9 protein-coding genes and 1 pseudogene are annotated in these 12,358 nt (G+C 57.2%); 5 read left to right on the top strand and 5 right to left on the bottom strand.

Annotated features, from left to right (window positions below):
- From JHD73_RS03260 to JHD73_RS03240, 5 genes and pseudogenes are all read right to left on the bottom strand, one after another.
- Nucleotides 1-329: pseudogene (locus tag JHD73_RS03260) on the bottom strand (IS66 family transposase); the annotation flags it as partial.
- 69 nt (nt 330-398) lie between these two features.
- On the bottom strand, nt 399-731 hold the full coding sequence (gene tnpB, locus JHD73_RS03255) for an IS66 family insertion sequence element accessory protein TnpB (protein WP_199027709.1): 333 nt from the start codon (nt 729-731) through the stop codon (nt 399-401).
- A complete protein-coding gene (locus JHD73_RS03250; RefSeq protein WP_233176761.1) occupies nt 728-1,171 on the bottom strand; it encodes a transposase in 444 nt (147 codons plus the stop codon). The genes tnpB and JHD73_RS03250 overlap by 4 nt, the downstream gene beginning before the upstream one ends.
- A gap of 396 nt (nt 1,172-1,567) precedes the next feature.
- Complete coding sequence (locus JHD73_RS03245; RefSeq protein WP_199027707.1) at nt 1,568-3,391, bottom strand: reverse transcriptase domain-containing protein; 1,824 nt, start codon at nt 3,389-3,391, stop codon at nt 1,568-1,570.
- 249 nt (nt 3,392-3,640) lie between these two features.
- Nucleotides 3,641-4,252 carry an HAD family hydrolase gene (locus JHD73_RS03240; RefSeq protein WP_199027705.1) on the bottom strand — a complete coding sequence of 204 codons (612 nt, stop codon included), beginning with the start codon at nt 4,250-4,252 and terminating at the stop codon, nt 3,641-3,643.
- A gap of 485 nt (nt 4,253-4,737) precedes the next feature.
- On the opposite strand from JHD73_RS03240, the gene JHD73_RS03235 reads away from it, so the two are divergent.
- From JHD73_RS03235 to JHD73_RS03215, 5 genes are all read left to right on the top strand, one after another.
- The gene (locus tag JHD73_RS03235; RefSeq protein WP_233176760.1) at nt 4,738-5,877 is read left to right on the top strand and encodes an AAA family ATPase; all 1,140 of its coding nucleotides are present in this window, start codon (nt 4,738-4,740) and stop codon (nt 5,875-5,877) included.
- A gap of 11 nt (nt 5,878-5,888) precedes the next feature.
- Nucleotides 5,889-8,105, top strand: coding sequence for a S8 family peptidase (locus tag JHD73_RS03230; protein ID WP_199027701.1), 2,217 nt, complete (start codon nt 5,889-5,891; stop codon nt 8,103-8,105).
- Between the two features lie 246 nt (nt 8,106-8,351).
- Nucleotides 8,352-8,861, top strand: a complete 510-nt coding sequence (locus JHD73_RS03225) for a hypothetical protein (RefSeq protein WP_199027699.1) — start codon at nt 8,352-8,354, stop codon at nt 8,859-8,861.
- Nucleotides 8,862-9,118: 257 nt separating this feature from the next.
- Complete coding sequence (locus JHD73_RS29705) at nt 9,119-9,343, top strand: DUF2158 domain-containing protein (protein WP_199027697.1); 225 nt, start codon at nt 9,119-9,121, stop codon at nt 9,341-9,343.
- Nucleotides 9,344-9,345: 2 nt separating this feature from the next.
- Nucleotides 9,346-12,351, top strand: a complete 3,006-nt coding sequence (locus JHD73_RS03215) for a DEAD/DEAH box helicase (protein ID WP_199027695.1) — start codon at nt 9,346-9,348, stop codon at nt 12,349-12,351.
- Nucleotides 12,352-12,358 lie beyond the last annotated feature (7 nt).

Raw genomic sequence — 12,358 nt, 5'->3', positions numbered from 1 at the left:
TTGGGTCTGCGCTTGGATGATGTGTCGTTGTTGACCGCGGGCTCCCCCTTGGCTTGCCGCAACTGCGCTTGCAGCGCGGCTTCGTCTTCGGTCAACGTCTCATCGAACAGCCGGCGCTGCTCGGCGCTCATCGCCTCGGTCTTGGCACTGAACTTCCAAGCTTTGAGGCGCGCCAGCTCAAAGGTGATCTTCTCGATCTTGATGTCGCGGACCTTGATCTCGTGGTCCTGGTGCTGGATGTGCTTGAGCATCTGCTGCGCCAATGCCACGACCTCCTCGGGCGCGAGGCCTTGTAGGTCCTGACTTTGCAGTTGGCGTAGGTTCAGCATGGACCCATGCTGTCATGACGTGCACCACTACCGCCATCAGGATTTGCGATGTCAACGCCATGACGACGGTCACACCCGCGTGATAGCGCGCAAGCTCTCCAACTGCTGCCAGGGCAGGCCGACCACCAAGGCATCGAACTGCTCCTGGCTCAGCCGCGGCACACTGGCGCCGGCCTGCGGCCACAGGAAACGCCCTTGGTTCAGGCGGCGTGCCGCACACCATACGCCGAATCCGTCGTGCACCAACAGCTTCACACGCGTGCATCGAGCGTTGGCAAACAAGTACCCGTGATGGGATTGGGCCGCGCCAAACACCTGGACCACGCGCGCCAGTAGCCGATCGGCGCCAACACGCATGTCGATCGGATCAACGGCCAGCCACAGAGCATCGATACGTATCATCGCAGCCAATCCCTGAGCAGTTGCCCGCACTGCTGCGCTGCCGACAGCGGCCAATGCACAATCAGCGTACCGCCCGCGCGTTGGATCTCGATGCGAATCTCTTCGGGTGCCGCCCGCGTCGGCGGCTCGCAAAGAATGTCCTCGTTCGTCTGCTGTACCGCCGCCGCAGACTGCACAAGCAGTGGAACAAACGCATTGCCTGCGCGCTGCGCCGCCAGCTTTTGTCGTTCGCGTTCCTCGTGCATCCAGCGATGCACCATGTTCGGGTGCAGTCCATGGCTAAGCGCCACCCCACTGACTGATCCTTGCTGGCGGATTTGCTCCAGCACCAGCGCCTTGAACTCGGGGCTGTACTCTCGCCGCCGCGGCCGGCGTTCTATCGTCGTCATCGATTCATCGTCTCCACGATTGTCCATCGTGGGGACGATGCTCGTTTGCATCTGCCGATTCAAGATGGGGCGCCAGGACGCTTACGCTATGCTCAGTCGGATGGTCTGCTGCACCTCTGCCACCGTCTATGTATTCCCATCTAGTATTCGATGCGGTCCATCAAATATGCCGCATGTTGGCTGCTGTTACTTCGAAGCACAAATTGCCTCTCACGCAGATCGAGCGAGATTTCAAGTTGCCGCGATGTTCGGTGGAGAGGGTGATACCGCTTGAGCGCCACCGTATAGCTCAGCGACATCACTTGCTCGTCGCTGCGGCTTGTCTTCTACTCGATTGGCCTCATACGTTCCGTTGGTACAGCTCCGTAGCGGGGGAACCGGCCAGCATTTTGCGACGCGACATGCAGACGGTTCCCTATCTGTATCAACTCGCACTAGCTTGAGGACCTACGTGAATGGGGCCGCGGGCGTTCCGGGCGGTACTGCCACTGCCGGCGCTACCGTGGCTGCCGACGCGGCGGGGGCCGGTGCTTCCTCGCAAGCGTGGATCCAAGCATCTAGCTCCGCTACGCACAGGCATTCGTTGTTGCCGTCGTCTTGAGTTGCACCTTTTTGGGCGACGCCAGCGACGCGAAACAACTCGTCCACGTAGGGGCCCCCGGAGTTGCCCTTGCGGATCAACTGGTTTATCTCGACACGCTGCAGTGCGGACCGGCGGAACCGGTTTGTGACTATCGCTGGTTCGACATTGGCTCGCCGGCCCGGACTCCAGTTAGGGAAGCCAATGAGGTGCCCCGGAGCATGACGATTGATGGGGGCGTCCATTCCTGAGAAAAACCGTTGGGCGGCCGGCTCGCCTTCGAACTGTAGGATTGCTAAATCGCGCGGCGCGTCACGGTGAACGATGCGCAACGGCCATCGATTACCCGTGGCAGGGTCGTGCGCCTCAAGCGACACCTCACGAAGGTCCTTCGATTGAATGTCCACATCGACGGAAGCGCCCGCGATCTCGCAGCGGGCTGTGAACACGTGATCGCAAGTAATGAGACGATCCTTCTTTTTGTACGCGAAGGCTGTTCCTTGACCATAGGCCATAGTGGCTTCCGTGGTCCCGGTCGGCAGATAGTCGCCACTCCATTCGACAACAAAGACCGCGCGTTCCGCATCTTCGGCGTTACGAACGATCGCCTCCACAGGCAAACTTGACGCTGCGAAATCGGGTTTCGCTCCGCGTTCTCGCTGTATCAGGTGGTTGTACTTCTCGGCGAGGCGAGTGTAGATCGCATCATCGGCACCGCGCACCATTCGCACGAATAGTAGTTTCCCCCACAGGACGTTTTTCAGTTCAGGCGGGTTGCCCGAGCGAGTTTGCCTCTTCCAGGGGCGTTTTTCATACGCGGTCGACGCGCCGGTTTGAACTCGATTTGCCCACGCTTTCTGGGCTAGGTCATAGCCGTACCGATCCCAGGCGTGCAAGGCTCCGCGAATCCGGTCGATGAAAATGCGCTTTACATTCGGGAACTCGTTAATCACCACACCTGTGACCTCCATCCGGCGTCGGCGCGTAGACATTCGCGTCTTCGTTGGATGGATTTGGAAGCTGTGCGAAGCAATGATTGAGATCAGCTCCTGCCCCAGAGTGACCAAGCCCCCATCGAAAGTGCAGATGTTTGCAGGCAATGAGGTGGCATTCGGGGTCGAGAAGCTGAACGTGATGTCGTCAGCGTAGCGCGTATACGTTGCTCGGTGCCGCCGTGCAAGCGCCATCAGGTCTCTGTCGAGACCTCGGCAGATCTCGTTGGACAAGAAGGGCGACGTCGGTGCTCCTTGAGGTAATTCATTGTCCAAGACACACATCTGTGCAAGGACAGTGGCGACCTCATGGGAGAAGCCAAAGGGTGGCTTCTTTAGAACGCCCCGCACTCTGAAGAAGTTGATCGATGGGAAGAATTTTTCCAGATCCAGGTTCAGCAGGAAGTGCGGCTTGCGTTCTAGGTGCTTGCGAGCGTTGGTGACGATGCTGCGTTCTTTCACGAACCCGTGCGCACAGGGCTTCGGGCGCCCCGCCCTTCGTTCCAGGTCCTCCAGCGCTTTCAGTTGCAGAAGCTTGAGCCGCTTGCGCGGCTCTCGTATCACGCGAATGCCACCACTACGCTTGGCGAGTTCAAATGAACGGTATGGCGGTCGCGGGTACAAGATCCCTTGAACCGCCGCATATGGGGCGCCCAATACTGCCGACGAAAACGAATTGACTTGGGTTTTCTGAAGCAACTGTCTCATTGCTTCAAGGAGTTCGGGCGTAAGGGCCCGGGTGGAGGGTGCACTCATATTCGTTGGGTTGCCGCCCCAGGCATCTTTTACCTGTATATAGGGATAGCCCAGTAAGTCCAGGAAGACCCAGAGGAACGGGGTAACTATGCTGCAATGTCCGCGTTAACGCAGACAAAATTAAGTCCTACCTGGGGCGGCAATCGATTGTACGGTGTGACGCGACTGCACTGCAATGAGGTCTCCTTGCTTTCATTGCAGCCACTTGCACAGCCGCGCGATGGCTAGAACGTCTTCTAAAGTTTGGCCCGCCGTTCGGTCTATCAGTGTCGCTGTCATGCCGAAAGCCCGTGGCCCCTCAAGGTCCGCGCTGGGGGTGTCGCCAATGAAAAGAATGTCGGCAGGGCGGCAGTCGAGTGCGTTGACGAGATGCTGATAAATGCGGGGGTCAGGCTTTATGGCGCCAACTTCGTAGCTCAGAACATAAGCGTCCATTGACGGTAGCAGGCTCCGGAGGGGCGGCCCGTAGGGTGCTGCCAGATTAGAGCAAAGGCCGATGCGATAGCCTGCGCCACGTAGCTGCAGTAAGGTCGACGCTGTGTCGGGAAAAAGTTGAATCGCTCCCAATTCGGTGTGCAGGTCTTCTTCCAACGTAGCCAGTGTCTCACTCGAAGGAGTGATGCCAAACATTGCTGCCGCGTCTGCCAGTCCGCCGGGGTGAGACATGATGCGTGCGGCGTCTTCACGCGTTGGCTTTCTTCCATTCTCGTGCATCCATTGCATCAGCCTTCGGTATGGCGACCGCTTGTCGCCGATCCGCACAAGAGTGCCGAAAGCGTCAAACACGACTGCGCGTACGTCCATAGTTTGCCCCTTCGTGACGTTCGGTCGCGTCACTTCGTTATCTCATTGGTTACCAGAACCGACTCCAGACTGGGCCAGCGGCATGCTCCCTCTCGGCGTACTCACAATTCTTGTGACGACCGTCGTCGTGTCATTGCAGTTCAAATACTAGTCCTGACGATGATTCGACGCTACCGAGATCAATCTAGATCTCATAGGTCACCAAGTTGAGGTGATTGCTGCACCGGCCCCAACCAGCGACAACTTCGTGGCAGTGAGCGCGATCTCCACGTTGCTCGCTGAGGTGCGCTCGCGCAAACGAAGCGATGGAGGAAACGTAGATGGGGCGTGGGGCACGAGTGTCGGCTGCTCTCGAGCGGCCAAGACCCTTCCGCGCCTAGATTTGTCCTTTCCACGAGGTTTGTGGTGCGCTATACTTATACTAGTCCAGTTGGAATAAATAAAAATACTATATAAATCAATTACTTATGGGTGATGTGGGCGAAATGAATGAAGTTCAATCTGATCTAGCCCAGGTTGTGAGGCTGGCCTTGTCTGAACAGTCGGACGATGTTCGGTTGTTTGTGGCTCGGCTGGTGCGGAAGTATCGAAGTAGCGCCCCGGATCTCTCCGAGCAGATGGATCTCTACTTGAAGACCAAGGCCTCTCGGTCCTCTGCGCCTATGCGGAAAGTTATGCGACCTGCGGCACCTGAGCAGGCGCTTCCGGTAGACGATGAGTCGCGGCTCTCGCTATTGAAAGTGTTTCAGGACTCGCCGGAGCGGGAGCAGCCGCTGCTCTCGGGACCAATTGAAGAGGGCTTGACGCAGCTCATTCAGGAGCGTCGGCAGGTAAAACGCCTAACGGACCTGGGCCTCACTCCAACGCGCTCGGCCATTTTTGTCGGAAAGCCGGGGGTGGGTAAAACGCTGACAGCGCGCTGGCTTGCAGCGCAACTTGGCGTGCCGTTGTATGTGCTCGATCTGACCGCTGTCATGAGCAGTCTGCTCGGCCGTAGCGGAAGCAATCTTCGGGCTGCGTTGGATTTTGCTAAGCAGCGTCCTTGTGTATTGCTGCTAGATGAGATCGACGCAATCGCCAAACGTCGGAGTGACGATGCCGATATTGGTGAACTGAAGCGTCTGGTGACCGTGATACTGCAGGAAGTTGATGAGTGGCCGGCCACAGGTTTGCTGCTAGCGGCTACCAATCACCCTGAGTTGATTGATCCTGCATTGTGGCGTCGGTTTGATTTGGTCGTCGAGTTCGGTTTGCCGGAGATGCCCGCCGTAAAAGCAGCTATCAAGCGCTTCTTGGGGCCCGATTTTGCGTTGTTCGGTCGTTGGATTGACATCTTGGCTTTCGCTTTTCGTGGCGAGTCCTTTAGCGATATCGAGCGAGAGATTCAGCGCTTCCGGCGTGCATTGGCCTTAGGTGTGACGGCCGATGCCGATCTCATTGAAGAGTTCATCAAGTCGCGTGTGTTGACGCTTGATCGGCATGAACGTATCGAGTTGTCAGTGCTGTTGGCCAATCAGACCCGGTTGTCGCAGCACACGATTAGAGAGCTCACCGGAGTGAGTCGCGACACTATCCGAAAGTACGCGAATCAGCCCTCAACCGCTGCAAGGAAGACTTCAAGATAGGAACCTGACGCATGAGCCAAACCAATTTCCTGATCGGCCGTGGCGAGCTGCTGACACACGAGATCAAAGGGCCCAAGCGCAAGCCGGGCAAGGCGGAGGTGTATACCTTGACGCAGGCCCAGGAGCGCTTGATCCCTCAATTTGCTACGGCGTCGGAAGCGTTGGACGCGTTGCCGGACGAGGCGTGTCCTGGTGATTTTGGTGTGGCTCGGCTGATGATGAACCCTAGCTACATCGCGAGGTCGTTCTTTCCTGTCGCGCTGCTACGTTCAGTTGGATTGGAGTCAGTTGGCAGTCGGACGGTTAAAGTTACCCCCGACGGTTGGACAAAGAAGGGTGAGCCGCGCGAGTGCACCACGACGGAGTTATTTGTCGCGGGCAAGCGCCAGGTGTTTCATGCCCTCCAGAATTGGGCGCATGAAGTTGAGCCGGAAACAGAGGAGGCGCTGGATCTGGCGCACATCGAGCAGTTCTCGGCCTTCGAACCCGAAGAGCGCATCGTATCGCTGGGAGGAAAGAAGGACCGCTTCTTTGAAGTCGGCCTTCATCTGCTACCCAATGAAAGCCATTTGTTTGTGCAGCGCGCGTTTGGTCGCTTTGCAAAGCACGTAGACGTTAAGGTCTACGTAGACCTCGGCTTCACTGCAGGTAACCTGTGGTTTGTGCCAGCGCAAGGTCAAGCCGACGACATTGAGCGTCTTGCCCAATTTGCATTCGTGCGAGTCATTCGGCCGATGCCGAAGTTGCGCGGTATGTGGCCGGTTCATCGGTCGGGCGAGGTCTCCGTTGGGTGCAGTCTCCCCGTCGAGCAGCCTTTATCGTCTGAACCCAAAGTCGCTATTTTGGACGGCGGTCTGCCGAAGCAGCACACGATTACACCGTGGCTACGTTCATATCGCTTGATGGACGAGGATGCCGAGGACGATCCTGAAGGTCCCGAGCACGGGTTGGGTGTGACATCGGCCTTCCTATTCGGTCCAATTCAGCCCAACGGCACGGCCTCGCGACCATTCTCATACGTAGATCACCTGCGCGTGCTCGATAAAGATACGAAGATCGAGGATCCCCTGGAGCTCTATCGAACGCTCGGTTTTGTCGAGGAAGTTTTACTCTCTCGGCAGTACCAATTTGTGAACCTCAGCTTTGGCCCGGATCTGCCTATCGAGGACACGGACGTTCACGCTTGGACTTCGGTCATCGATGATCTGCTTAGCGATGGCGATACCTTGATGACCGTCGCGGTAGGTAACAATGGGAAACTGGATCGCTCCGTGGGCAACGCTCGCGTGCAAGTGCCTTCGGATTGTGTCAACGCTCTGGCGGTTGGGGCGGCTGATGATACTGAGGACGGTTGGGCTCGCGCTGCCTATAGTGCGATCGGGCCAGGGCGTAGCCCAGGCGTGGTTAAGCCAGACTTGCTCGCTTTTGGTGGGGAGGCGACAAAGTACTTTCACGTTCTGTCATCCGGAAAGAAGCCGGCGTTGTCGCCGCAGCTAGGCACCAGCTTCGCTTCGCCCTATCTGCTGAGGAGCGCGGTCGGCGTTCGAGCAATTCTCGGCTCAGATTTGACCCCATTGGCGATCAAAGCTCTGCTAATTCACGCAGCAGATCCAGCTTTGCACGACAAACTTGAAGTGGGCTGGGGGAAAGTGCCCGAAGACCTTATGGCGGTCATTACTTGTCCTCCAGGTGTGGCGCGTGTGGTCTACCAAGGTGAGTTGAAGCCCGGAAAGTACTTGCGAGCTGCGCTACCTCTTCCTGTTGGCGGTTTGACCGGCAAAATCAAGCTGAAAGCGACCTTCTGTTATGCGTCGCCGACTGATCCACAGGATGCAGCCGCCTACACTCGGGCGGGTCTGGACATCGTTTTTCGTCCTAGCGACAAGAAGATCAAAGATGGCAAAGCCAACGCTGAGACGGCCGGCTTCTTCGATATGAAGAAGTTTGCCACTGAAGCGGAACGGCGCTCCGACCTAGGAAAGTGGGAAACAGTTCTGCATGGCAGTAAGGGCATGCTTGGCAGTAGTCTCGATAGTCCGGTATTCGATATCCACTACAACGCGCGTGAAGGTGGCGGACGTGCAACCGGCCCAGAGAAGATTCGGTACGCACTAATCATAACGGTTGAAGCACCAAAGCACGCTGAACTCTACAACGACATATTGCGTGCATACGCGAAGACTCTAGTACCGATCCAGCCGCAGGTGTCGCTACCGATTCGTGTCTAGAGCGATCATGCGGCAGTATCTGCAAAGACTATGCAGCATCCACAATATCGAACGTGAAATAGCGCAGGGAGGAGTATGTGAGATGAGCTCAATTAAGACCCCCAAACCGACTGGTGTGCGACAGGTCGTCGGAGATTCCTTGCCCCCGGTGTTGCGACGCCCGCCGCCGATGCCTGCCGTCAAGCCGCCAGCGCCTGCTGTAAAGCCGTCGAAGCCGACAAAATGAGCTGAGCGGAGTCAAACGATATGAATCCGCAGCAACGATTCTGGCGGGCTCTCTACGAGCTCGTATCGCACGGGTACTTTCTTGAAGCATATTCTCAGCGCTCAGCACTGTTGGAGCGTCGGGCCAACGTGGCCCTAGCGGTCACGTCAACCAGCAGCCTCGGGATTTGGGCTGTATTCAAACAGTTCCCGTTGGTGTGGAGTGGCATCATTGTTCTCACGCATATCGTAAGTACGACGAGCAAATTTCTTCCGTTCTCGTCGCGCGTGCGTGCTGCGTCGGCCTGTGCCCACGAGTACCGACTGCATCAGAATTGGGCGGAGGCGAGGTGGTGTGAGATTGCTGATGGATTGTTGACCGAGTCGGAAATTAGCAAGGCCCGGGCAGATTTGCAGGCGAAGATTGCGAAGACTTTGAAAACGCATTTTCCCTTGAGTGGCCTGCCGGACAACCCGGTTTTGCTTGAGAAGGCGGAGCAGCGTGCCGCTCAATATTTGACACATCACTACAGTGAAGGCGATGACGAATAACCAGAAGCCACCAGCACCCACGTCGCAACCAGTGAGAAGGATTGAGAGGGGCGCCAACCTTCCCCCGGTGAAGCATTCCCCACCTCCGATGCCCGCGGTGAAACCGGCGAAGCCAAGCAAGTAGCCGAAGCATCCTAGTGCTACAGCACATGTTGTCTCGGCATCGCGCTTCCCCCAATCGGCCTATTGCGTAACCGGCCTTGGATGTTCGGCGCGTATGCCGTCGAATTGCAGCATTGAACACTCTGGAGAAATTTATGAGCTTTCAACCCGGTGATGTTGTTCAATTGAAATCCGGAGGGCCGAGAATGACGGTCGAGAAGGTCGGGAATGACGCCATGACGGGCGTCGAAGCTGTCTGGTGCACGTGGTTTGAAAAAGTCGGTAGCAGGCAGACTGTGCAACGTGACACATTTCCGCCTGCCACGCTGGACAAGGCGGGAGCCCCGGGCCTCGGTGCCATTGGAATCCACCGAGGTTAGCGTTGATAAGAGCGGCCTTTATTGGTATTAACCGATACCAAGACCCACTTATTCGGGATTTGAGCGGTGCGGCACGTGATGCCTCAGCGTTGTGGGCAGTATTTTCGGACTCCATTGCTGGTCTTGAGGCCGCTCTAATCACCGACGAGCATGCGAGCCTGCAGGCAATCACGGCCGCGCTTGACCACACGCTCGGAGGCGCCACAGAGGATGATGTGGTCCTTCTGAGCTTCGCCGGGCATGGGACTCCCGATCATCGTCTAGTTGTGGCGGACACGCGAGCTGACGATCTGCTCGCGACTACGCTAGACATGGCTCACCTAGCAGAGCGGTTCAGAACTACGGCTGCCCGGGCCGTGGTACTACTCCTTGATTGCTGTTTCAGCGGGGGTGCCCCCGCTCGGGTCCTTGATCTTGGATTGGTGTCTCGCAACATTGGCTTACCGCTGGCTGACGTAGCTGGTCGTGGCCGAGTCCTGTTCGCGGCATCGGCACAGGACGAGCCAGCATTGGAGGATCCCCGATCGCGTCATGGGCTTTTCACAAAAGCGATTCTTGAGTGCCTCCTGTCGGCCAACGAACCGGTGAGCGTGATTGGATTGGTTGATCGTGTGGTCCAACTCGTTCGAGCAGACGCAAATCGCTTTGGGTACGAGCAGACGCCTGTCATGTTCGGCCATGTTGAGGGTGAGCTTGTCATTCCTGCCGGCCGAAGAGGCGAAAATTACCTCGCTCTCTTCCCAGCTCGTGCCAAGGTTATGGCAAGGGGGGATTTTGGCGATCTGGTGCCTTATGGCTTCTCCGATAACGTACTTGCAGCGTGGCGAGAGAGGTTCCCTGGAGGGCTAAATGCCCTGCAAATTGCTGCTGTAAACGAGCATGGGGTCCTCGACGGAAGTTCACTGCTCGTGGTCGCTCCAACCAGCGCTGGTAAAACATTCATCGGCGAAATGGCTGCGCTTAAAGCCATTTCTGAAGGAAGAAAGGCGGTTTTCTTACTGCCGTATAAGGCGCTTGTGAATGAGAAGTATGAGGACTTCTCAGCACTGTACGGTGAACGCTTAGATCTCAGAGTCGCCCGCTGTAGCGGTGACTGGCAAGACCAAGTCGGCGACATCCTGCGCGGTAAGTACGACATTGCGTTCTTCACGTACGAGAAATTCCTGAGCCTGTCGGTTTCTGCTCCTCACATCCTCAACCAAATCGGCTTGGTTGTTTTGGACGAGGCGCAGTTCATCACCGAACCTGGTCGTGGGATGGTGGTCGAGCTACTTCTAACAAATCTCATCAGCGCTAGGCAGCGAGGAGTTACCCCTCAGCTTCTAACTCTGAGTGCCGTGATTGGAGATGCTAACGCTTTCGATCGCTGGCTCGACTGTGGACTCTTGCTGACGACCGAGCGACCGGTGCCCCTGACGGAAGGAGTGCTCGACCGCGATGGGAGTTGGCAGTTTTTGGCTGCGGCGGGGGACGCTCGTATAGAGCAAATGTTGGACGGCGCATTGATTCAGCAGCGCGGCCAGAAACCGTCGTCCCAAGACGTGATAGTCCCGTTAGTACGTGACTTGGTAGCGAGGGGCGAAAAGATCATTGTCTTCCGTAACAGCCGAGGGGCTGCAGCCGGGTGCGCGGAGTATCTTGCAGCCAACTTGGGGCTGCCAGCATCTCATGCGGTTCTGGACGCTCTGCCAGAGCGTGATCTGTCTATGATGTCTCGGCGGCTTAGGATTTCTCTTGTCGGGGGCGTCGCATTTCACAACAGCGACCTCAATCGCGAGGAACGAGTGGCCATAGAGCGTGGTTTTCGTGACCCCGACGGGGGGATACACGTTCTTGTGGCTACCAGCACCGTCGCGGCTGGAGTGAATACGCCCGCCTCGACCGTAGTGATAGTCGAAACATCTTTCCCCGGTGCGGGAGCCGAGGAACCCTACTCTGTCGGTCAGTACAAGAACATGGCCGGTCGCGCTGGGAGGTTAGGGTATGAAAACGAAGGCAAAGCTGTGCTCCTTGCGAGTACTAGATTCGAGCAAAATGCATTGTTTCGGCGTTATGTTCAGGGCCGGCCGGAACCCATCACTTCTTCTTTCGATCCGCACGATCCAGGGACATGGGTGGTAAGGCTACTGGCCCAGGTGAGAGAGGTTCCTCGCGAGGCTGTAGTTGATTTGGTTGCCAACACATATGGTGGCTATCTAGCTACGCTGCGTGATCCGCTTTGGCGTCCGCAAATGACTGCGCGCCTTGAAGATCTGCTTGGCCGCATGATCGTAGACGGTCTAATCGAAGAGCGCGGCGGTTTTGTGAGCTTGACAATATTGGGCCGTGCCTGCGGGGAATCTCCACTAACCCTTGAGTCTGCCCTGCAGGCCGTGGAGCTCATACGTCGCCTCGATCCCCAAGCCGTGACACTGGAGAGTCTGCTTGTGCTGGTGGAAGCTCTACCCGAACGCGATCAGGACTACACGCCACAGAGCAGGCAGGGGGAGCCAGGTCGACAACAGGACGCAGGGCACCGTTTCGGTTGGGACGTGACGCGCATGCTGCGCCATCGCGCAACGAGTGACCGCCAGTTCTACGCTAGGTGCAAGCGAGCACTCATCGTTGCTGACTGGCTGGACGGTGTTGCAGTCGGTGATATCGAGGGTCGGTATTCGCCGAATACTTTCGTGCGTGTTGGGCACGGGGATATTCGAGGCTACGCAGACGGTAGCCGTTTCTTGCTTGAGTCGATCTTGAGGATTTCCGCCATCGTGCTTGAGCGCGCAGAAGATCCAAATTCAGTGGCAACGCTTTTAAAGCGTCTGGATCTTGGTGTCCCTGTAGAGGTGCTAGAGCTGACGGAGCTTCCGATCGCGCTGTCGCGAGGAGAACTTCTAGGACTTTGGCGAGCCGGGTTGCACTCTTTCGCGCAGATTGCCGACACGCCTATTGAGAACTTGGAGCGAATCATTGGGAGGGGCGCTCGCGGGCTATCTGCAGCAGTCCAGGAACACATCGGTCAATAAGCAGCGA

Source organism: Ralstonia sp. ASV6, from assembly GCF_016429285.1.
Lineage (GTDB): Bacteria > Pseudomonadota > Gammaproteobacteria > Burkholderiales > Burkholderiaceae > Ralstonia > Ralstonia flaminis.
Note: the sequence above shows the minus strand (reverse complement) of the source record. Positions and strands in the feature narration are given on the sequence as shown.

What these genes read in the sequence shown, in the direction of transcription:
- tnpB (WP_199027709.1), bottom strand. Translation starts at nt 731, where the DNA reads ATGATACGTATCGATGCTCTGTGGCTGGCCGTTGATCCGATCGACATG.
- JHD73_RS03225 (WP_199027699.1), top strand. Translation starts at nt 8,352, where the DNA reads ATGAATCCGCAGCAACGATTCTGGCGGGCTCTCTACGAGCTCGTATCG.
- JHD73_RS03240 (WP_199027705.1), bottom strand. Translation starts at nt 4,252, where the DNA reads ATGGACGTACGCGCAGTCGTGTTTGACGCTTTCGGCACTCTTGTGCGG.
- JHD73_RS03250 (WP_233176761.1), bottom strand. Translation starts at nt 1,171, where the DNA reads ATGCAAACGAGCATCGTCCCCACGATGGACAATCGTGGAGACGATGAA.
- JHD73_RS03230 (WP_199027701.1), top strand. Translation starts at nt 5,889, where the DNA reads ATGAGCCAAACCAATTTCCTGATCGGCCGTGGCGAGCTGCTGACACAC.
- JHD73_RS29705 (WP_199027697.1), top strand. Translation starts at nt 9,119, where the DNA reads ATGAGCTTTCAACCCGGTGATGTTGTTCAATTGAAATCCGGAGGGCCG.
- JHD73_RS03235 (WP_233176760.1), top strand. Translation starts at nt 4,738, where the DNA reads ATGAATGAAGTTCAATCTGATCTAGCCCAGGTTGTGAGGCTGGCCTTG.